Source organism: Azospirillum sp. HJ39, from assembly GCF_041507355.1.
GTDB classification, from domain to species: domain Bacteria; phylum Pseudomonadota; class Alphaproteobacteria; order Azospirillales; family Azospirillaceae; genus Azospirillum; species Azospirillum thiophilum.
The window spans coordinates 2,814,704-2,833,996 of the sequence record NZ_CP167911.1 but is presented as its reverse complement, the minus strand read 5'-3'; the positions used below and the strand labels follow the sequence as shown (position 1 = coordinate 2,833,996).

19 protein-coding genes are annotated in these 19,293 nt (G+C 69.6%); 8 read left to right on the top strand and 11 right to left on the bottom strand.

What is annotated here, in order from left to right:
- Window positions 1-43: 43 nt before the first annotated feature.
- Entirely contained in the window at window positions 44-712 is a 669-nt protein-coding gene (locus ABMY26_RS26795; protein WP_372397607.1) for a glutathione S-transferase family protein, read from the bottom strand.
- 268 nt (window positions 713-980) lie between these two features.
- Here ABMY26_RS26795 and ABMY26_RS26790 point away from each other — a divergent pair, with 268 nt between their 5' ends.
- A complete protein-coding gene (locus ABMY26_RS26790; protein ID WP_372397606.1) occupies window positions 981-4,034 on the top strand; it encodes a beta strand repeat-containing protein in 3,054 nt (1,017 codons plus the stop codon).
- A gap of 44 nt (window positions 4,035-4,078) precedes the next feature.
- Here ABMY26_RS26790 and ABMY26_RS26785 read toward each other — a convergent pair whose 3' ends face one another.
- From ABMY26_RS26785 to ABMY26_RS26770, 4 genes are all read right to left on the bottom strand, one after another.
- Complete coding sequence (locus ABMY26_RS26785) at window positions 4,079-4,540, bottom strand: GNAT family N-acetyltransferase (RefSeq protein ID WP_372397605.1); 462 nt, start codon at window positions 4,538-4,540, stop codon at window positions 4,079-4,081.
- 119 nt (window positions 4,541-4,659) lie between these two features.
- The gene (locus ABMY26_RS26780) at window positions 4,660-5,844 is read right to left on the bottom strand and encodes a TAXI family TRAP transporter solute-binding subunit (RefSeq protein ID WP_372397604.1); all 1,185 of its coding nucleotides are present in this window, start codon (window positions 5,842-5,844) and stop codon (window positions 4,660-4,662) included.
- An 81-nt stretch (window positions 5,845-5,925) separates the two neighbouring features.
- Window positions 5,926-6,420 (bottom strand): HupE/UreJ family protein, encoded by a 495-nt coding sequence (locus ABMY26_RS26775; RefSeq protein WP_372397603.1) that lies wholly within the window; start codon window positions 6,418-6,420, stop codon window positions 5,926-5,928.
- Between the two features lie 100 nt (window positions 6,421-6,520).
- On the bottom strand, window positions 6,521-7,051 hold the full coding sequence (locus tag ABMY26_RS26770; RefSeq protein ID WP_372397602.1) for a hypothetical protein: 531 nt from the start codon (window positions 7,049-7,051) through the stop codon (window positions 6,521-6,523).
- A 248-nt stretch (window positions 7,052-7,299) separates the two neighbouring features.
- Between ABMY26_RS26770 and ABMY26_RS26765 the strand changes: the two genes are divergently transcribed.
- The gene (locus ABMY26_RS26765) at window positions 7,300-8,745 is read left to right on the top strand and encodes a DNA polymerase Y family protein (RefSeq protein WP_372397601.1); all 1,446 of its coding nucleotides are present in this window, start codon (window positions 7,300-7,302) and stop codon (window positions 8,743-8,745) included.
- Window positions 8,746-8,813: 68 nt separating this feature from the next.
- On the opposite strand, the gene ABMY26_RS26760 is transcribed toward ABMY26_RS26765, so the two are convergent.
- Window positions 8,814-9,770: an acetyl-CoA carboxylase carboxyltransferase subunit alpha gene (locus ABMY26_RS26760; RefSeq protein WP_372397600.1), complete on the bottom strand. Its 957-nt coding sequence runs from the start codon at window positions 9,768-9,770 to the stop codon at window positions 8,814-8,816.
- Between the two features lie 168 nt (window positions 9,771-9,938).
- Between ABMY26_RS26760 and ABMY26_RS26755 the strand changes: the two genes are divergently transcribed.
- Entirely contained in the window at window positions 9,939-10,691 is a 753-nt protein-coding gene (locus ABMY26_RS26755) for a class I SAM-dependent methyltransferase (protein ID WP_372397599.1), read from the top strand.
- 79 nt (window positions 10,692-10,770) lie between these two features.
- On the opposite strand, the gene aceB is transcribed toward ABMY26_RS26755, so the two are convergent.
- Window positions 10,771-12,375 (bottom strand): malate synthase A, encoded by a 1,605-nt coding sequence (gene aceB, locus ABMY26_RS26750; protein ID WP_372397598.1) that lies wholly within the window; start codon window positions 12,373-12,375, stop codon window positions 10,771-10,773.
- Between the two features lie 287 nt (window positions 12,376-12,662).
- Window positions 12,663-13,736 carry a phage shock protein operon transcriptional activator gene (pspF, locus tag ABMY26_RS26745; protein ID WP_372397597.1) on the bottom strand — a complete coding sequence of 358 codons (1,074 nt, stop codon included), beginning with the start codon at window positions 13,734-13,736 and terminating at the stop codon, window positions 12,663-12,665.
- Between the two features lie 181 nt (window positions 13,737-13,917).
- On the opposite strand from pspF, the gene ABMY26_RS26740 reads away from it, so the two are divergent.
- From ABMY26_RS26740 to pspC, 4 genes are all read left to right on the top strand, one after another.
- Window positions 13,918-14,094, top strand: coding sequence for a hypothetical protein (locus tag ABMY26_RS26740; RefSeq protein WP_167543366.1), 177 nt, complete (start codon window positions 13,918-13,920; stop codon window positions 14,092-14,094).
- Between the two features lie 17 nt (window positions 14,095-14,111).
- Window positions 14,112-14,783 (top strand): phage shock protein PspA, encoded by a 672-nt coding sequence (pspA, locus tag ABMY26_RS26735; protein ID WP_372397596.1) that lies wholly within the window; start codon window positions 14,112-14,114, stop codon window positions 14,781-14,783.
- A gap of 78 nt (window positions 14,784-14,861) precedes the next feature.
- Window positions 14,862-15,089, top strand: coding sequence for an envelope stress response membrane protein PspB (pspB, locus tag ABMY26_RS26730; RefSeq protein ID WP_372397595.1), 228 nt, complete (start codon window positions 14,862-14,864; stop codon window positions 15,087-15,089).
- Window positions 15,090-15,269: 180 nt separating this feature from the next.
- Complete coding sequence (pspC, locus tag ABMY26_RS26725) at window positions 15,270-15,671, top strand: envelope stress response membrane protein PspC (RefSeq protein WP_372397594.1); 402 nt, start codon at window positions 15,270-15,272, stop codon at window positions 15,669-15,671.
- 107 nt (window positions 15,672-15,778) lie between these two features.
- On the opposite strand, the gene ABMY26_RS26720 is transcribed toward pspC, so the two are convergent.
- Window positions 15,779-15,907 (bottom strand): hypothetical protein, encoded by a 129-nt coding sequence (locus tag ABMY26_RS26720; protein WP_372397593.1) that lies wholly within the window; start codon window positions 15,905-15,907, stop codon window positions 15,779-15,781.
- A 285-nt stretch (window positions 15,908-16,192) separates the two neighbouring features.
- On the opposite strand from ABMY26_RS26720, the gene ABMY26_RS26715 reads away from it, so the two are divergent.
- Window positions 16,193-16,762, top strand: coding sequence for an MAPEG family protein (locus ABMY26_RS26715; protein WP_372397592.1), 570 nt, complete (start codon window positions 16,193-16,195; stop codon window positions 16,760-16,762).
- On the opposite strand, the gene ABMY26_RS26710 is transcribed toward ABMY26_RS26715, so the two are convergent.
- Window positions 16,698-17,666, bottom strand: a complete 969-nt coding sequence (locus ABMY26_RS26710; RefSeq protein WP_372397591.1) for a glycosyltransferase family 2 protein — start codon at window positions 17,664-17,666, stop codon at window positions 16,698-16,700. The genes ABMY26_RS26715 and ABMY26_RS26710 overlap by 65 nt on opposite strands.
- Entirely contained in the window at window positions 17,663-19,120 is a 1,458-nt protein-coding gene (locus tag ABMY26_RS26705) for a hypothetical protein (protein ID WP_372397590.1), read from the bottom strand. Before ABMY26_RS26705 ends, ABMY26_RS26710 begins: the two co-directional genes overlap by 4 nt.
- Window positions 19,121-19,293 lie beyond the last annotated feature (173 nt).

The following is a 19,293-nucleotide window of genomic DNA, read 5'->3' as shown; positions in this document are numbered from 1 at the left end:
GAGGCCGGTCCATGCCTCTGATGCGCGAAGTCTTGAGGCGGCGTTAAAAATCCAGATCCGAGTAATGCTTTGGCGGCGGACAGCCGGTGATGTTGTCGGAAAGCAGCGCGCGGAAGCTGGGGCGCGACTTGATCCTGGCATACCAGTCCTTGGTTTCCGGGCTGCGGTCCCATGGGACGTTGTCGATGTAGTCCAGGCAGGACAACTGCGCCGCGGCGGCGATGTCGGCCAGCGAGAAGACCGGCCCGGCCAGCCATGGCCGGCGTTCCGACAGGAAGGCGATGTAGTCGAGGTGATAGGTGATGTTCGCCAGTCCGGCGCGAATTGCGGGGGCGAAAGGATGGCCCTGGCCGGACAGCCGCTTGGTCAGTTTCTCGCCCACCAGATTCTCGGCCACCTCGCGTTCGAACTTGTGCAGGAACCAGTCGGCGATCCGCCGCACCTCGGCCCGCGCCGCGACTTCGCGCGGCAGCAGGGGGGTATCGGGATAGGCCTCCTCCAGATACTCGACCACCGCGAGGCCGCCGGCGATGACCGTCCCATCCTCCTCCACCAGCACCGGCACCTCGCCGGACGGGTTCATCATGAGGAAGTCGGTGCGCCGTTCCCATGGCCTTTCGATCACGGGTTCGAAGGGCAGCCCCTTCTCGGCGAGCATCACGCGCGCGACGCGCGACGGGGCGTGGATCGGGTGATGGTACAGGGTTCGCATGGCGGCGGGACTTTACCGCAACGCCGCAAACGAAAACAGCCTGAGCGTGGGTGGCTGCGGGTCTCGTTGGGATAGGACGCGTGGCGGGATTGCCTGAGGGCGATACGGTGATATTTCCTTTCGCAATCTCCTCAAAGTCTGCACTGCATATGCAGTCCTTTCTTGACATGGGAAGATTGGAAATACTCCTCTACCTATGGATTTATTCTCGATTGTCCTGACGACGCTCTGGGGGGAGCATCTCATGCGATACAGCCGGAAGCTATTTGTGGCCCTTCTCGCCAGCACGGCGCTGACGGGCGGTTCGGTCTGCGCCGAAATCCTGACCAGCGGCACGACCTCGCCGACGTTCGGCACGGAATCCAACTCCACCGTCGCGGGGTCGGTCGGTGTCGGAATCGGCGGCGAGGGCACGCTCACCGTCAACCGCGGCAGCACCCTGACCACCACGGGCACCAGCAACAGTATCGTCCTGGGTACGGGGGGCAACTCGGCATCCGGTACCGCGCTGGTCAGCGGCGGCGGGCGGATCGATTCGCTGCTGTTCCTGGTCGGGCTGGACAACACCGGAACATTGCAGATCAGCGGCAGCGGATCGCGGATCGTCGCGACGACCGCGAACGGCCTGCAATCGTCGCCCAACCAACTGGATGGCGGCGGCATCCAGGTCGGCCGCAATTCCGGCAGCGTCGGCCAGCTCAACATCCTCAACGGCGCCACGGCGACGGTGGAAGGCAGTGCGCAGGGCTCCACCGCCCTCGGCTCCTACATGCACATCGGGCGGGAGGCGGGCAGCCGCGGATCGGTGGTGGTTGACGGCATCGGCTCCAGCCTGACCCTCACCCAGACGCGCCTGCCGAACTTCACGGTCGGCGAATACGAGCCGTCCCTTGCCATTGGTCGGGGCGGCAACGGCGCCATGATCCTGCGGAACGGCGGCACCGTTGCACTCACCGGCGGTGTCGGGCCGGTCAGCTTGTCGATTGCCCGAAATCCGGATTCTCTCGGCACTCTGGAGGTGACCGGCTCCGGCAGCCAGTTCCTGATGAGCGGTACCGGCACGAGCAGCAATCCGGTGGCGATCAGCATCGGCCGTGGCGGCAGCGGAAGCGCCACGATTTCGCAGGGCGGCCTGCTGTCGGTGGATGCCGGCAGCGGTGTCGCCAATGTGTCGGTCGGGCGTGACGCCGGTGCGGTGGGAACCCTCACCGTCAGTGGAGCCGGTTCCCGGATGACCGTGAACGGCTCCGGCAACAGCGTGGATACCACCTGGATGAGCGTGGGCCGTTACGGCACCGGCAGGCTGGTGGTGGAGGACGGCGCCACGCTGACCGTGAACAACGGCGACGGCATCTATGGCGGGCTGGTGTTCAGCGGGTCCCGGACCATCTCCGCCGGCGAGGCCGGAACCGGGTTCGCGACGATCCGGGGCCGCGGCACCACCGTCAACGTCCAGGGATCGAGCGCGGTCTTCTCGGTCGGCGAATCGGGGCGGGCCGATGTCACCGTCGCCGACAATGCGACCGTCAACACTCTCGACCTCAGCATCGGCGCGAACAGCGGGGCGACCGGCACGTTGATGGTTTCGGGCGGCGGCTCCGTCCGGCTGTCCGGCACCGACTCCAATGGCGGCCTGGGGGCCGCCGCCTTGGTCGGCGATGCCGGCACCGGCATCCTGACGGTGTCGGGCGGCGGGTCGCTGGTGGTCGATTCGGCGGCCAGCGGGTCGCGCAACGGCGTGTTCGTCGGGGCGCAATCCAGCGGCATCGGCACCCTGACGGTCACCGGCAGCGGCTCGGTCGTCGATGCCGGCAGCTTGCTCGGCGTCGGCATCGGGCAAGGCGGCCGGAACGGCGGCGCCGCGACGGTCACCGTTTCGGACGGCGGCGAATTGCGGGCCGGCACCGTTCTGCTCGGCAGCGCCACCGGCACCGCCGGTACCTCGAAGACCCTGTCGGTCCTGAACGGCGGCAAGGTCACCGCCGGGGAGGTGCAGGTCAATCCGGGCGGCCGGCTGGTCGGCACCGGCACCGTCGCCGGCCGGGTGACCCTGAACGGCGGCGTGCTGTCCACCGGCTCGTCGATCGGCACGATGACGATCGGCAACGGGCTGACCGTCAATTCCGGCACCGTGCTGGTCAAGGTCAACGGCGCCGCAGCCGGTCAATACGACATCTACGCCGTCAACGGTGCCGCCACCTTCAACGGCGGTACGGTCACGATGCAGTTCGCCGACAATCTGCAGCCTGCCGATGGCGACCGTTACCATTTCCTGACCACGACCCAGGGCGCCGACGGCCAGGCGGCCGTGGTCGCCCAGGCCAACCGGTCCGGCGTGGCCGTCGAACTGGTTCCGACCGCCCAGCCCGGCAGCTTCGATCTGGTGGTGACCGGCGGCGGCACCGCGGCGGCGGCCACGGCAGAAGCGGTCAGCACCACCGCGCAGGAGCAGGGCCGGGCCACCGTCCGGTCGGTGGTGACGTCGGTGTCCACCCGCATCCGCGACACATTCACCGCGCGTCGCGGCGACACGAAAAGCGGGTCGTCCCAGCAAGTCGGCCTTGCCGCGGGCGACGCGCCCGGCCAAGCGGCGGCGGTCTGGGCGGACGGCGGCTTCAGCCGGCTGCGCAACGAGAATTCGGCGGACGGCTTTTCCGGCTATACGCGCAACCTGCTGTTCGGTGCCGACTATTCGGTTGCGGATGGCTTCGTCGTCGGCGGCGCCATTGGCTGGGAGCGGTCGACCCTGTCGCTGCGCCTGAACGACGGCAAGCGGACGGGGACCGGCATCACCGCGGTCGGCTATGCCGGCTACCAGTTCACCGACTGGCTGAACGCCGACGTCCAGGCCGGCGCCACCCGGTTGACGAACACTTTGAAGCAGTACCGGGCCGGAACCGCGGACGAAGGCCGTTTCGCCAGCACCCGCCTGTTCGCCGCGGCCAACCTGAACGCGACGTGGCAGGTGGGCGATGTCGGGCTGGCCGCCTTGAGCGGCGTCAGCGTCAGCCGCGAGGTTTTCGCCAGCTATGACCTGTCCGGAGGCTCCCGCGTCAGCCCGGACAGTGTCTATCTGGGGCAGGTGAGGGCGGGCGGCGAGGCGTCCTACCGGTTCGACCGGGTCACACCCTATGTCTCGGCCGTCTACGAAGTGGATGTCCGCAATTCGTCCGGCGGCGACCGCAGCGGCGCGATCCTGGGTGGGGGCCTGCGCTCCACCCCGATGGACAACCTGACCGTCGGGCTCTTCGGGTCGGCCCAGGTCCTGCGCAAGGACGACAAGGCCTACACGGTGTCGGCCAACGTCCGGTACGCGTTCTGAGCAGTTCCCCTCCCGCGCTGCCGGCTCCCCGGGCGCGGGAGAGGTCACCCCGCTTGCGACAAACGGTACAGGACAAGGGCGTCCTGCTGGTTGGACGGTGCGTTCACCGCCATCCAGCCGTTGCGTTCATAGAAGGCGCGGGCGGCGGCATTGCGGGCGGCGCAGGCCAACTCTGCCGGGCGCTGGCTGCCGTGCAGCAGGCCCAGCGCCTCGCGCAGCAGGGCGGAACCGATGCCGCGCTTATGCCAGCCGGGGTCGATGAACAGGTTGTGGATGACGCGGGCCTGCGGGTCGAGCGAGATGAAACCGACCACCAACCCGGCGACCTCGGCGACCAGCACCGTATCCTCGCGCACGCAGTCGTAATAATCGTTCAATCCGAAGCGGTCGGCGGGGTGCCAGGAGAAGGCCTGGCGGCGGCCATGCAGGAAGATCTCGGCACAGCGCGCCGCATCGGCGGCGCGGGTGGAACGGATCGCGATGCGTACCCCTGTCCCGGCCGGCATGCCCCCTCCTTCCGTCCAGTGCGGTCGACCATGGGATCAACCGGGCACGAACCAGGATATTCCGGCGGCGGGCTGTCCGGGAGCGCTTCTTTCGTCGGGTCCCCCGGCGGGAAGCCGGCTCAGCGGACCGCCTTGTCTCCGCTGGGGGCGCCGGCGGGATCCCGGGCCGGTTCGTTGGCGGCGCTGCCCAGCAACCCGACCTCGCGGTAATAGCGTTCCGCCCCGGGATGCAGCGGGACCGAGACGTTGGCCACCGCGCGGGCGGGATCGAAGTTCCGGCCCTGCGGGTGCCCGTCGGCCAGGATGCGGCGGGTGTTCTCGTGCCACAGGGCCCGGACGACGCCATAGATCAACTCGGGATCGCGGTCGGCGCGGGTCAGCAGTTCCGCCCCCAGGCTCAGGGTCGGGGTGGGGGCGCTGCCGGGATAGGCGTTGGCCGGGATCTCGTCCTCGATATAGAAGCGCAGGGTGCGCATCAGCCGGTCGGCCGGTTCGCCGTCCAGCGGCACCAGCCGGATCGGCACCCGTGCCGCCACGTCGCTGACCGCCGCCACCGGATAGCCGCCGACCATGAAGAAGCCGTCCAATTCGCCCTTCGCCAGCCGGTCGGCCGCCGTGCCCGGCTTCAGGTAGAGGGGGGTGATCGTCGTTTCCGACAGGCCGTAGGCATCCAGGATCAGTCGCGCCTCGACCAGGGTGCCGGATCCTTCCTCGCCTATCGAGATGCTGCGGCCCTTCAGGTCGGCCATGCGGTCGATGAAGCCGTCGGAACGGACGACGACCTGGATCGCCTCCGCATAGAGCATGCCGAGCGAGCGCAGTTCGGCGAAGGGGCGCTTGCCGGTGAAGGTGCCGGTGCCGCTGTAGGCCCAATAGGCGACGTCGGCCTGGGCGAAGCCGGCCTCCACCGTGCCGGCGCGCAGCATCTCGACATTGTCGACCGAGCCGTTGCTGGCCTGTGCCACCACGATCAGGCCGGGGATGCCGCAGCTTCCCCCCTTGTCGCAGGGGCGGGAGCCCGGCGGATTGGAGATGGCGTTGGCGATCAGCCCGCCGATCGGGAAATAGGTGCCGGCGGTGGTTCCGGTGCCGATGCGGAAATAGCGCAGCTCCTGTGCCGCGGCCGAACCGTCTCCGGTGGGCAGCAGCCCTTCGGCGAGCGTCAGCAGGGGCGACAGCGCCAGCCCGCCCAACAGGCGGCGGCGCCCCAGGGAACAGGTCAGGGATTGCGCATCGGGATGCGCCGTCGGTTCCGGTGGGGGATCCGGCGGGGTAGGGCAGGCTTTGGCGGCTGCGCGGGGCACCGGGTCGTCCCGTTCGTCTGGGGTGGGAAAGGCGTCCTCTCAAGATTTCCGCGCAACGCCGTCATTTCAAGGCGCAACCGGTCAAATCACGCCGACGAGGTCGAGAACGCCGGCGACTGCTACCGCACCGCCACACACGCGCACCGCCCGGTCCGACTCGGCCTGCGCCACCGCGACCGACAAGCCGAGCCCACCGCAGGCCACCAGCATCAGCCCGGCAGCGAAGCCGGCCCAATAGAGCGGCGGTCCCTGGTGGGCATGGCCGTGGAACACCGCGGCGACCGCCCCGACTAGGACCGCCAGCGCAGCCGGTGCCCGCACCCCCAGCGCCACCAGCGATCCGACCACGATCAGCGAGGCTGCAAGCCCCGGCCCGGCATAGGGCAGCCGCAATCCCATCTGTGCGGCGATGCCCGACGCCAGCGCGGCGGTCACGGCCGCCGCCGGCACCTGCCAGACCGCGGTTCCGCCGGTCTGGCCGGCCCACATCCCGATGCCGAGGATGCCCAGCAGATGCTGAATCACCCAAACCGGCGTGGTCAGCCCGTTCCCGAAGGCCCCCGTCACCGTCGTCATGCGCCCACCGCCTCCCGTCTCCGTCCGTCCGTCCGGGAGCCGGTATGGCGGCAGAGGAGGCGTGGGGTCAAGCGGCGGAGATGGCACAGCGGAGGCGGGGCTATCGCGCCAGCGGGTCGCCCCATTGGCGCAGGTCGTTCTCGCGCTTCATCAGGTCGCGCTGGCCCAGCGGATCGAGCCGCCCCATGGCGTCGTCGGTGCGCATGCGGTCCACCTCCGGCCGGATCAGGTCGCGCTTGAAGGCATCGGTGGCACTCTGGGTCGAGGGCGGAGGGGGCATCGGCACCGGGCGCGGCGGCTGGAGCTGGGCCGCCGGGTCGGGCGGGGGCGACGAACTGCCGCGGCGGCGCTTGGGTGGCGTCTGGTCGGCGTCTCCCGAGTCACGGCGCATCTGCGGCTCGTCGGCCTGTCGTGCCTTTGCTGGGGCGCCCTGCGACTGCTCTGCCTGGATTTGGCTCCAGGTTCGCCGCTCCCCGCCGCCGGGAATGACCGTTTGGTTGTACACCGGCGGGAAGGCCTGGGCACGGCCGGGCATGTCGTCGCGCAGGTCCGATGGCGCGCAGGCGCCGGTTGCCAGCAGGACAACCAGCGGCGCCAGACGGCGGGCGAGGGTCGGGAGATGTGGGTTCATCGACCGAATGTCGGCACCGCAAGCCGTTTCGGCAAGATGCCCCCAAAGGAGGGGCTCCCCTTGCAGCCAAGCCGACGCTAGAATGTTCGCTGTTCGTTCCTATCCTTTGGTCCGATATGGCACCTCCCGCCCAGCTTCCGCGCGCCTCTCTTTCCCCTGTCCGTGGAATCGGCCGGGGTGCGGGGGAGGCCCGCCGAATCCTTGCCCTGTGGCTGCCGCGGCTTCCCACCGATGCCAGGGAGCGGGGAATGCCGGCGGAGCAGCGGGCGCGGCCGCTTGCCCTGCTGCGGACCGAGCGGCAGCGGCGGGTGGTGGTCGCGGTCAACCGGGCGGCGGCGGCGGTGGGCATCAGCCCCGGCCACAGCTTGGCCGATGCCCGCTCGCTCGAACCCGGGCTGGAGGTGGCGGAGGCGACGCCTGACGCCGATTCGGCGCTGCTTGGCCGGATCGCCGACTGGGCACGGCGCTACAGCCCCTGCACCGCGGTCGACGAGCCGGACGGGGTGGTGATCGACATCACCGGTTGCGCCCATCTGTTCGGGGGAGAGGGGGCGCTGGCGGCCGACCTGACCGGCCGGTTGCGGGTCGCCGGCTTCGCCGCCCGCGCGGCCATTGCCGCCACCCCGACGGCTGCCTGGGGGATCGTCCGCTTCGCCGATGCCGAGGAGCGGCGGCGGGAGCGGCTGGACGGCCTGCCGCTTGCCGCCCTGCGCCTGCCGGCGGAGACGGTGGAGGCGCTGCATGCGCTCGGCCTGCGCCGGATCGGCGACCTGCACGCCATGCCGCGCGCCGGGCTGGCCGCGCGGTTCGGAGAGACGTTGCTGCAACGCTACGATCAGGCCTTCGGCCGGCTGGACGAGCCGATCTCGCCGCGCCGGCCGGTGCCGGCATTCCGCGAGCGCCTGTCCTTCGCCGAGCCGATCGCCACGCCCGAATCGATTGCCGGTGCGCTCCGCCATCTGCTGCGGCGGCTCTGCGCCGGGCTGGAGGCGGCCGGGCAGGGGGCGCGGCGGCTGCGGCTGGACGCCCACCGCATCGACCAGAGGGTGGACGACGAGCCGCAGGGGCTGACGCTCGGCACCAGCCGGCCGGCCCGCGATCCGGCGGTGCTGGCCCGGCTGTTCGCCCCCCTGCTGGAGCGGATCGAACCCGGCCCGGGGCTGGAGACGCTGACCTTGGCCGCGACCGGGACGGAGCCGCTCGGCGCGATCCAGACCGGCATGGACGGGGAAGGGTCGGATGCCGGGCTGGCCGAACTGGTGGATCGCCTTGTGCTGCGGCTGGGGGATCGGGCGGTGCTGCGGCTGGTGCCGCGGGAAAGCTGGCTGCCGGAACGCTGCGTCGCGCCCTTGCCGCCGGGGGAGCCGCTGCCGGCACCGAAGCCCTGGCCGGCCGGCCGGCCGCGCCCGCTGCGCCTGCTGACCCCGCCCGAGCCGGTCGAGGCCATCGCCCCGCTGCCCGACGACCCGCCGTTGCAGTTCCTGTGGCGCGGCGTGCGCCACCGCGTGCGCCGCGCCGACGGGCCGGAGCGGATCGAATGCGAATGGTGGCGCCCGGAAGGGTCGCTGGGGCTGGCCGTCCGCGATTACTACCGCGTGGAGGACGGCGACGGCCGCCGCTTCTGGCTGTTCCGCGCCGGGCTGTACCGGCCGGGGGAAAGCCCGCGCTGGTTCCTGCACGGGTTCTTGGGGTGAGGGGCTTTTTACCCCCTCCCCAATCCTCCCCCGCGTCCCGCGGGAGAGGGATGGGGAGGGGGCATAACTCAGCCCAGCCCCTTCTGCCCCATCTCCAGGAACTTCTCGCGGCGCTTGGCGCGCAGCGCCGGGCCGTCGAGCCCGTCCAGTTCTCCCAGCGACTCCTCGATGCAGTCGCCCAGCTTCCTGATCGTCTCGTCCGGGTCGCGGTGGGCGCCGCCGATGGGCTCGCTCACCACATGGTCGATGACGCCGAGTTCCTTCAGGTCCTGGCTGATCAGGCGCAGCGCGATGGCCGCCTCGCCCGCCATGTCGGAGCTGCGCCACAGGATCGACGCGCAGCCTTCCGGCGAGATCACCGAATAGATGGCGTGTTCCAGCATCAGGACGCGGTCGGCGGTGGCGATGGCGATGGCGCCGCCCGAGCCGCCCTCGCCGATGACCGAGGCAACCATCGGCACGGACAGCCGCAGGCAGCGCTCGATGCTCTTGGCGATGGCCTCGGCCTGGCCGCGCTCCTCCGCCTGGACGCCGGGGAAGGCGCCGGCGGTGTCGACCAGCGAGACGACCGGCAGCTTGAAGCGGTCGGCCAGATCCATCAGGCGCTGGGCCTTGCGGTAGCCTTCGGGCTTCGCCATGCCGAAATTGTGGCGGACGCGCGTTTCGGTGTCGTTGCCCTTTTCCTGGCCGATCACCACGACCGAGCGGCCGCGGAAGCGCCCCAGCCCGCCGATGACCGCGCGGTCCTCGGCGTAATGCCGGTCGCCGGCCAGCGGCGTGAAGTCCTCGATCAGGCCGTGCACATAGTCCAGGCAGTGCGGACGATTGGGGTGGCGCGCCACCTGAACCTTCTGCGCTGGCGTGAGCTTGGCGTAGGTCTGCCGCAGGAGCTTGTCGACCTTGGCCTGCAGCTTGGCGACCTCGTCGGCGATGTTGATGTCGCCGGCGTTGGTCAGGTGCCGCAACTCCTCGATCTTGCCTTCAAGCTCGGCGATCGGCTTTTCGAATTCCAGGAAGGTCTGCATGCCGGACACGGGTGGTTGGCGAGGCGCACGGAAAATCGCGCGCTTGGTTAGCACGCCCGGCGCGCCTGCGCCACAGCGGAAAGATGCGGGATGCCCGGGAAGGGTTCCGCGACGAACCCACAGGGTTTATCCTCATCGGCCACGGAATTCCAAGGCCAATCGTTCCCGATGCCATCCTTCAAGGACCATTTCTCCGGCCATGCCGGGGATTACCGCGCCTTCCGGCCCAGCTATCCGGACGGCCTGGCCGCGGCGCTGGCGGACGCGGCGCCGTCGGCCGGGCTGGCCTGGGATGCCGGCTGCGGCAACGGCCAGTTCTCCACCGCGCTGGCCGCCCGCTTCGCGGCGGTCCATGCCACCGACGCCAGCGCCGGCCAGATCGCGCAGGCCGAGGCGCATGACCGCGTCCGCTACGCCGTCGCACCGGCGGAGGATAGCGGGCTTCCCGATGGCTGCTGCGACCTGATCGTCGCGGCGCAGGCGGCGCACTGGTTCGACCTGCCCCGCTTCTATGCCGAGGTGCGGCGGGTGGCCAAGCCGGGGGCGGCGGTGGCGCTGGTCTGCTACGCGCTGCAGCGGCTGGACGACCCGGCGCTGGACGCGGCGGTCGAGCGTTTCCACAACGGCACGCTCGGTCCCCACTGGCCGGCCGACCGCTGGAAGGTGGTGAACGGCTACCGCGACCTCGACTTTCCCTTCCCGGCGCTGCCGGTGCCGCCGCTGGCGATGGAGGCGGTGTGGTCGCTGCCGCGGCTGCTCGGCTACATGAACACCTGGTCGGGGGTGAAGGCGGCCGCCAAGGCGACGGGTCGCAACCCGCTGGAAGAATTCGCCGAGGAGATCGCGCCGCTGTGGGGCGATCCGGAGACGGAGCGGCGCATCCGCTGGCCGTTGACGGTCCTGTTGGGCCGGGTGGGGTAGGGGGCGAGTTGGGTCAAGGCTTCGGTGCCCCTCCCTAACCCCTCCCCCTCTTCGAGGGAGAGGGGCCAGCGGCGCCTCCTTACGCCCCCTCGGCCACCAGGCGGTCGTAGGCCGGCAGGGTCAGGAAGTCGGTGAAGTCGTCGCGCGCGACCAGATCGCGGAAGAGCGCCGCGGCGTCGGCATGGCGGCCGTGGGCATAGGTGTCGGCGCCGACACGGTCCTTCCAGGCGGACAACTCCTCGCCGAGGATGCGGTCGACCAGATCCATGGTCACCGCCTGCCCGTCGTCCAGCACGGTGCCGGTGTGGACCCATTGCCAGACCTGGGTGCGGCTGATCTCCGCGGTCGCGGCGTCCTCCATCAGGTTGAACAGCGGGACGCAGCCCAGCCCGCGCAGCCATGCCTCGATATAGCCGATGCCGACCGCGATGTTGCTGCGCAGGCCGGCCTCGGTCCTGGGACCGGGGGGCACCGCCAGCAGGTCGGCGGCGGTGACGGTCACGTCGGTGCGCTTGCGGGCGATCTGGTTCGGCGTCGGCATGTAGGTGTCGAACACCTCGCAGGCCACCGGCACCAGCCCGGGATGGGCGACCCAGGTGCCGTCATGGCCGTTGGACGCCTCGCGTTCCTTGTCGGCGCGCACGCGGGAGAAGGCGACCTCGTTCGCTTCCGGATTGCCCTTGACCGGGATGAAGGCGGCCATGCCGCCGATGGCCGGCGCACCCCGGCGGTGGCAGGTCTTGATCGCCAGTTGGCTGTAGGCCGACAGGAAGGGGGTCGCCATCGTCACCTCCGCCCGGTCGGGCATGACGGCGGCGGGGTCCTTCCGGAACTTCTTGATGAAGCTGAAGATATAGTCCCAGCGCCCGCAGTTCAGGCCGGCGGAATGCTCGCGCAGCTCGTAGAGGATCTCGTCCATCTCGAAGGCGGCCAGGATGGTCTCGATCAGCACCGTCGCCTTGATCGAGCCGTGGGGCAGGTGCAGGTATTCCTCAGCCACCAGGAAGACCTCGCGCCACAGCCGCGCCTCGAAATGGCTTTCCAGCTTGGGCAGGTAGACATAGGGGCCGCTGCCGCGGGCGAGCAGTTCATGCGCGTTGTGGAAGACATGCAGGCCGAAGTCGAACAGCGCGCCCGACATCGGCTCGCCGTCCATCAGCACATGGCGCTCCTCCAGATGCCAGCCGCGCGGGCGGATCTTCAGGACCGCGGTCTTGTCGCTGAGGCGGTATTTCTTCCCGCTGGCCGGATCCTCGTAGGAGATGGTCCGGCGCACGGCGTCGCGGATGTTGATCTGCCCCTCGACCAGATTGGTCCAGGTCGGGCAGGTCGCATCCTCGTAGTCGGCCATGAAGACCTTGGCGCCGCTGTTCAGCGCGTTGATGACCATCTTGCGGTCGACCGGGCCGGTGATCTCGACCCGGCGGTCGAGCAGGTCGACCGGCAGCGGGGCGATGGTCCAGTCCGCCTCGCGGATGGCGCGGGTCTCCGGCAGGAAATCGGGCTTGTGCCCCTGGTCCAGCAGCGCCTGCCGCTTGCTCCGCACGTCCATCAGCCGCTGCCGCTCGGGCCCGAACCGCCCCTCCAGCTCGGCCAGGAAGGCCAGTGCCTCGGGCGTCAGGATCTCCTCGAAACCCGGCTTGACCGGACCACGGACCTCAAGGCCGGACATGCTGGTGGCCATCGCGCTGCTCCCCTTCCCGTATCGTGACGAACCGCTTTGCGACGGTTGAGAACCCGGTATAGCACGGCCTGCCTGCCTGCCGGGGACGGCCTATGGTCGCAGAGGGGGGATCCTTCGGGAGATTCCGGGAGGTGCCCGCCGGACGGATGGAACATTTGAAACCGTATGAAACAGAATCGGCCGCGCTGTTCACTGTTCCATCCGCGGCGGCGGGGCGGGGAGGCTGGGGATTGCGGAGAGGGGCATTCGGGGCGCTCCAACGGCTGGAGAGGAGTGGCCCTTTCCTATCATGGAGCGGAATTCCGGGTAAGTTTGGGCTGAAAATCCTGGGGTGACGGAATCAGCCCGTGCTTCTTCAGCATGCCGCGAAGCTGGTGGTAGCCGAGGCCGAGGGCGTCGGCGGTCTGGCGCTGGTTGAAGCGGTGACGTTCCAGGGCCTCGCGCAGCAGGGCGGCCTCGAAGTCGCGGACCCGGTCGAGGATGCTGCCGTCCTGGGCGGCGGGGGCGGGAATGGCGGCATCGACGGGGGCGGCGGGCCGGTCCGGAACGGGGGCGGCAAGCGCCCGCGCCATCGGCATGGCGGTCGGGCGCCAGGGTGAGTCGAAGGGGTCGAGGACGATGCGGTCGAGCGGCTCGTCGGGATCGGCGGCGGCGACCGAACGTTCCACCGCGTTGCGCAGCTCGCGCACGTTGCCGGGCCAGTCATGGCCGCGCAGCCGGTCGAGCGCCGCGGCGGTGAAGCCGTGGAACAGCGGGCGTTCCAATTCGCGCACCATGCCCAGCGCGAAATGCTCGGCCAGCGGCGGGATGTCGGCGGGGCGGGCGCGGAGCGGCGGCAGGGTCACCACGTCGAAGGCCAGCCTGTCCAGCAGGTCGGCGCGGAACCGCCCGGCCGCGGCCAGCGCCGGCAAATCGGCGTTGGTGGCGCCGACGACCCGGACGTCGACGGTGGCGGTGCGGCCGCCGACCCGCTCGATCTCGCCATATTCGACGGCGCGCAGCAGCTTCTCCTGGACGGCGGGGGAGGCGGTGGCGATCTCGTCCAGGAACAGGGTGCCGCCGTCGGCCTGCTCGATCCGGCCGATCTGGCGGCGGGTGGCGCCGGTGAAGGCCCCGGCCTCATGCCCGAACAGCTCCGAATCGAGCAGCGACTCGGGCAGGGCCGCGCAGTTCACCTTGACGAAGGGGCGCTCCCACCGTTGCGACAGGTAGTGCAGGCGGGCGGCGATCAGCTCCTTGCCGGTCCCGCGCTCCCCGATCACCAGCACCGGCCGTTCCAGCGGCGCCACCCGCGACACATGGGCCAGCGCCGAGAGGAAGGCCGGCGATTCGCCGAGCAGCGAGGGCGGGTTGGGAGTCATCGCGCTTTTCACCGGAAGTTCGCTGGATTGACGATGATATCGCTGAATTGGCGATACGGCAATCCGATGCAATGTTGGGCTCCCGAATGGCGAAAACCCAGCCATGGCAAAGGGTTGGATGGAGCCTGCGCGACTTGGCACGGCGGTTGCGATGAAGGCTGCAAAGGCAAGGAGATCACAGATGAGCGACTTCAGCGATTTCCGCCGCCGCTATGGCGGTCACCGTTCCGACAGCGCGCAGGGTCCTTCGACGGGCCGCCCGACGCTGCGGCGCGTGCGCAACTACCTCGCCACCCGGCCGGCGGAAAGCTGGCTGTTCTTCTTCGCCGGCATCGTCGCCGGCGCCATCCTCGGCTGATTCACAGGATACAGACCATGAGCATCTTTTCGCGCCTGACCGACATCGTGCAGTCGAACCTGAATTCCCTGCTCGACCGCGCCGAGGAGCCGGAGAAGCTGATCCGCCTGATCATCCAGGAGATGGAGGACACGCTGGTCGAGGTGCGCTCCTCCACCGTCAAGATCATCGCGGAGAAGAAGGAGATCGAACGCCGGGTCGCCGACCTCCACCGCGAGCGCGACGAATGGGACCGCAAGGCAGAGGTGGCGCTGACCCGCGACCGCGAGGATCTGGCCAAGGGCGCCCTGCTGGCCAAGTCGAAGGTGGCCGAGCAGGCCGACACGCTGACCGGACAGCTGGTGCAGGTCGAAGCCGCGCTGGCCAAGGCCAACGAGGACATCGGCCGGCTCCAGGCCAAGCTGACCGACGCCAAGACCCGCGAAAAGGCGCTGGTCGCCCGCACCCAGACGGCCAGCAACCGGGTCAAGGTCCGCACCGCCCTGCATGACGAGCGCATCAACGACGCCCTGTCGCGCTTCGAACAGGTCGAACGCAACCTGGACGAGATGGAGGGCCGGGTCGAGGCCTATGACGTCGGCCGCACCAAGAGCCTGACCGAGGAGATCGCCGAGCTTGAGGCGGCGCACAAGGTCGAAGAGGATCTGGCCGCGCTGAAGGCGCGGATCGCCGCCCGCCGCAACGGCTGACCCGCCGGTTCCGGCACCGGGGCGGGGCGGCGACGCCCCGCCTCCTTGTACTCACGACAATAAGAAGGCCCGACGACCATGGGGATCCTGGGTTTCGTCCTTGCGGTGCTGTTCATGGTGGTGGTGGCGCCGGTCTGGATCGTCTTCCACTACATCACCAAATGGCGGTCGCAGCGCGGGCTCACGGCGCAGGACGAACGGCTGCTGGCCGAGCTGTGGGAAATCTCCAACCGGCTGGAGACCCGCGTCCAGACGCTGGAACGCGTGCTCGACGCCGAAGCGCCGAACTGGCGCAACAAGATGTGATGGGGTGGGATGTCGGCTGGCGATTGCCCCTCCCTAACCCTCCCCCGCTCTCAGCGGACCTACGGTCCGCCTGCCGCGTCAGCACAAAGCGGAGCTTTGTGCGAGAGCTTCGAGGGAGAGGGGACTGCCGCAGCACTCCCTCTACCAACCTGAAACTCAAAGACAAGGAACGAGGCAGACATGGACCGCGCGTCCCCCTACGACTCGCCGAATCCGCACCGGCTCTACCGCGATCCGCAGCGCGGGGTGCTTGGTGGGGTGTGCACGGGCGTCGCCGATTATTTCGGCGTGCGGCCGGGCGTCGTCCGGCTGGCGATGCTGTTCGGCCTGTTCTTCTTTTCGGTGCCGCTGGCGATCGCCTACGTGATCGCGGTGCTGGTGCTGCCGGTCCGTCCGGCGCAGCTCTATCGCGATTCCGAGGAGGAAGCCTTCTGGCGGACGGTATCGACCAAGCCCGACCGCACGCTCGCCGGCCTGACCCAGCGCTTTCGCGACATGGAGAAGCGGATCGTCGGGATGGAGGCCTATGTCGCCTCCAAGGAATTCGAGCTGAACCGCGCGATCCGCGATCTGGACCGCTGAGCGCTCTTCGCGTCAAACCCTGCCGGCTGTCGAACCCCAACGGTCAGGGCAAGCCGATCCGGCCATCCCATTCAGGGATCGGTTGGGCGTCCGGCCTGCCGGTGCCGTCAGCGACGCTGGCGGCGACGGTCGCGGATGCGGATCGGAATCGGTTTCGGGGTGGGCATCGTGGCGATCAGACCGGCCAACGCCGCAGCCGCCGCCACCGCACCACCGAGCAGAACGAGATCCATCATAGACCCTCCACCATCGAGATCCCTGCGTTCACCCACATGGTGAAGCAAGATGATTAGAACATGGTAGCGAAAAGAGAGGCTGGCAACAGGCCCCCAACGGGACACCCCTGCATGGGATACGCAAGACGGCATCGGGGCCTTGATCCAAATCACGGGCACGGCCGTTATTGAAGGCCAGGACGGATACGATCCTTCCCGGATGGGCCGGACAGGTCAATCGGGAATGACCCGCACTTCGTCCGTGCCTCTCCCGTTCATGCCCTCTCGTGATGGAGCCCGCCCGCCATGTCCGAAACCGCCATCCGCCCGCAGTCCGCCCGGCGGCGGAAGTCGCTGGTCCTGCCAGCCCTGCTGCTGAACGGCTCCTCGGCCGTGGTGACGGCGCTGCTGTTCGTCCTGCTGCTGTCGCTGGTGGCGCCGCCGGTGGGCATCAACGCGCCCGGCGCGCGGATGGCCCTGTGGGCGCGGCTGGCGCTGTGGCCGGCGCTGGTGCTGTTCGCCATGGTCTTCGGCGTGATGGCGATGCGCGGGCGCACCCAGGCCTTCAACCCGATCGAGGATCCGGAATCGCGCGGCCAGCGCGTCAGCCAGCGGGTGCTGGCGAACAGCGTGGAGCAGACCGCCATCTTCCTGCCGGCGCTGGCGGCCCTGGTCGCCACCCTGCCGGTGCCCTCGATGGGAGCGGCGGCGGTGGCGACCGGGCTGTTCGTGCTGGGGCGGCTGCTGTTCTGGGCGGGATACCTGATCCATCCCTTCGCCCGGGCGCCGGGCATGGCGATGACGCTGACCGTTACTCTGATCGTGCTGGGCTGGGCCGTTCTGCTGCAGTTGGGCGGGATGCAGCCGGGCGGCTGAGGGGCTGGCGGGCGAGGGTCTTTTCCGCCGGCGGCGCGCTGGCAGGGGCCGCGGTCTTGGCCAGATGCAGCCAGCGGCGGTAGGCCTCGACGCCGACCGGGGCGCGGTGCTTCAGCCCGATGCGGAGGATCTCGGGCAGGGCCAGCAGCACCTTCAGGTCGGTCAGGCGTGGCCCCTGGCGCAGGTTCTTCCAGCTGTTGCCGGCCCAGCTGCGCGCCAGCCGCCATGCCAGCAGCGGGGCCGGGCAGCGCGCAACCTCGCGGATCAGGTCGTTGCGGTGGTTGTAGAAACGCTCCAGTCCCGGCTTGCGGCCCTTTTCGCTCTTGTCGTGGTAGACCATGATTCCGGGCAACGCCACGACGCGGAAGCCGGCGCCGACCAGACGCAGGCAGCGGTCCTTCTCCTCCCCCTGGCGGTAGAGCTCGGGCATGTAGAGCCCGACCCGCTCGACCGCGCTGCGCCGCAGCAGGTGGCCGCAGCCGACATACCACGGCACGTCGAAGGGGGCGGCGCCCTTGGGGAAATAGACCAGCCCGTCGCGCGTCTCGATGTTGCAGGCCACGGCGGCGACGTCGGGATTCTGCTCCAGATGGGCGACGCAGCGGGCCAGCCCGTCCGGCTCCTCGAACCAGCTGTCGTCGTCGACCGACAGGATGCAGTCGCCGGTCGTGTTCACGAAGCCGAAGTTGCGGGCCAGGATCAGCCCGCCATTGTGCGGCTGGCGGATGTAGCGGACGGTCGGGAACTCCGCCCGCATCATCGCGCCGGTGCCGTCGCTGGAGCCGTCGTCGATGACGATGATCTCCATCGGCGGCGCGGTCTGGGTCATCAGCCGGGTCAGGGCGATGCGCAGCTCCGGCCCGCGGTTGTAGGTGGCGATGACGGCGCTGACGGTCAGCGTCATGACGGCTCCCTTCCGGCGAGATTTGGCCCGGCGAGATTTGGCCCGGCAAGATTATGGCGCCCGGCGAGATTCGGCGGCGCCACCACCGGTCCCAGCGGGTCGTCGTCCAGGATCCCCCAGGCGCGCAGCACCCGTGTCAGCCCGATCCACAGCAGGATCGGCAGCAGCGAGAAGAAGCCGAACTTCACGATGGTGATGTTGCCGTCGCGGAACCATTGCAGGCACAGCGGCAGGAAGGCGCAATAGAACAGCACGGCATAGCGGTTGCGGAAGCCGCTGACCCAGAACCAGCGGTGCAGCCGCCCCAGGATCAGGCCGACCGCGACCATGGTGATAATCATGCCGATCCAGCCGGCGCTCATCCAGCCGTCGCCCGGCAGCGAGGTGGTCAGGTTGTAGAAGACGCCGTAGTCGTTGAGGTCGACCCACTTCACCGGCGCCCCCACCGGCTTGCCCGGCCACAGCAGGCGCGGGATCGGCTCGGTGAACAGCTGGAGATACTGGGTGAACCAGGTGTAGGTCGCCGACTGTTTCGGCACCACCCACAGGATGTAGGAGAGGAAGTCGAAATTCGCCAGATCCTGGCCGGCCAGCGCGTCGATCGCCCGGCCGCCGCCGCTGCCGCCGTTGAAGCGCAGCAGGACCGACGGCGGCGCGTCGCCGGCCAGCACGTCGCGGAAGGCGTCGCGGTTGTTGCCGAGCAGCGTGAACAGCCCCATCACCGGCACCGCGGCCAGCACGTGCCACAGCCGGAACCAGCGGGTGCGGGTGCGGTACAGCAGCAGCAGCACCAGCCCCAGGATGCCCATGATGATCGCCCAGCGCCCCCAGCCGAGATAGGCGCGGTAGGCGACGAAGCCGGCGAAGGGGAGGAAGGACAGCGGGTGGAAGCGGCAGATCCAGATCAGCCCGAGCGTCAGCGGCAGGCCCATCGAATGGGCCTCGGCGATGTAGCCGGTGGTGTTGGTGTAGATCGGCTGGCCGGTCAGGGGATCGCGCTCCATCTGCACGTCGCCGGTGCCGTCGAAGCTGGCGCCGCCCTGGCGCTGGATCGCCGAATAGATCGCCAGCGGCGCCAGCAGCGCCGCCGTGGTCAGGAAGGCCACGATGTCGACCCGGTCGAAGCTGAAGGTCGGGGCCGGCTCGCCGTTCGGGGTCCAGTCGGGCCTGGCCAGCCCGGCCCAGGCGCAGGCGGCGGAGAAGGCGACCAGCGCCACCGAACTGACCACCAGCGTCATGACGAACTGCCGCTCGTCCGGCCAGAAGCCCATGAACAGCCACACGTCGTCGAAATGCTGGGTGTGGACCAGGATCGGCCGCATGACGAAGACCAGGGCGTGGAAGATCAGGTACAGCGTCAGCGGATGGAACATCGACGCGCTGCCGGTGCTGAGGAACACCACGGCCACCAGCACCAGCACCAGAACCTGCGCGATCAGCGCCATTTCGATCATCGGCACACCGTCCCCGGTTACGGGCTTGGCCCGACCGGGGCCGGACGCGGGCGAAGCCGGACGACCGGCCGGTCGGGCTGGGAGGAAAGCCAGCCTATACGTCCCGCCCCGTCCCGGCAGGGGTGCAGAGGGCGTGGCCCCTTCGCACCCGCACACCCCCTTCGCGCTTTTGC

Coding starts and splice junctions, on each gene's coding strand:
- pspA (WP_372397596.1), top strand. CDS start 14,112: ATGAGCATCTTTTCGCGCCTGACCGACATCGTGCAGTCGAACCTGAAT.
- ABMY26_RS26770 (WP_372397602.1), bottom strand. CDS start 7,051: ATGAACCCACATCTCCCGACCCTCGCCCGCCGTCTGGCGCCGCTGGTT.
- ABMY26_RS26795 (WP_372397607.1), bottom strand. CDS start 712: ATGCGAACCCTGTACCATCACCCGATCCACGCCCCGTCGCGCGTCGCG.
- ABMY26_RS26715 (WP_372397592.1), top strand. CDS start 16,193: ATGTCCGAAACCGCCATCCGCCCGCAGTCCGCCCGGCGGCGGAAGTCG.
- aceB (WP_372397598.1), bottom strand. CDS start 12,375: ATGGCCACCAGCATGTCCGGCCTTGAGGTCCGTGGTCCGGTCAAGCCG.
- ABMY26_RS26740 (WP_167543366.1), top strand. CDS start 13,918: ATGAGCGACTTCAGCGATTTCCGCCGCCGCTATGGCGGTCACCGTTCC.
- ABMY26_RS26775 (WP_372397603.1), bottom strand. CDS start 6,420: ATGACGACGGTGACGGGGGCCTTCGGGAACGGGCTGACCACGCCGGTT.
- ABMY26_RS26755 (WP_372397599.1), top strand. CDS start 9,939: ATGCCATCCTTCAAGGACCATTTCTCCGGCCATGCCGGGGATTACCGC.
- pspF (WP_372397597.1), bottom strand. CDS start 13,736: ATGACTCCCAACCCGCCCTCGCTGCTCGGCGAATCGCCGGCCTTCCTC.
- ABMY26_RS26765 (WP_372397601.1), top strand. CDS start 7,300: ATGCCGGCGGAGCAGCGGGCGCGGCCGCTTGCCCTGCTGCGGACCGAG.
- ABMY26_RS26705 (WP_372397590.1), bottom strand. CDS start 19,120: ATGATCGAAATGGCGCTGATCGCGCAGGTTCTGGTGCTGGTGCTGGTG.
- pspC (WP_372397594.1), top strand. CDS start 15,270: ATGGACCGCGCGTCCCCCTACGACTCGCCGAATCCGCACCGGCTCTAC.
- ABMY26_RS26720 (WP_372397593.1), bottom strand. CDS start 15,907: ATGATGGATCTCGTTCTGCTCGGTGGTGCGGTGGCGGCGGCTGCGGCG.
- ABMY26_RS26760 (WP_372397600.1), bottom strand. CDS start 9,770: ATGCAGACCTTCCTGGAATTCGAAAAGCCGATCGCCGAGCTTGAAGGC.
- pspB (WP_372397595.1), top strand. CDS start 14,862: ATGGGGATCCTGGGTTTCGTCCTTGCGGTGCTGTTCATGGTGGTGGTG.
- ABMY26_RS26710 (WP_372397591.1), bottom strand. CDS start 17,666: ATGACGCTGACCGTCAGCGCCGTCATCGCCACCTACAACCGCGGGCCG.
- ABMY26_RS26785 (WP_372397605.1), bottom strand. CDS start 4,540: ATGCCGGCCGGGACAGGGGTACGCATCGCGATCCGTTCCACCCGCGCC.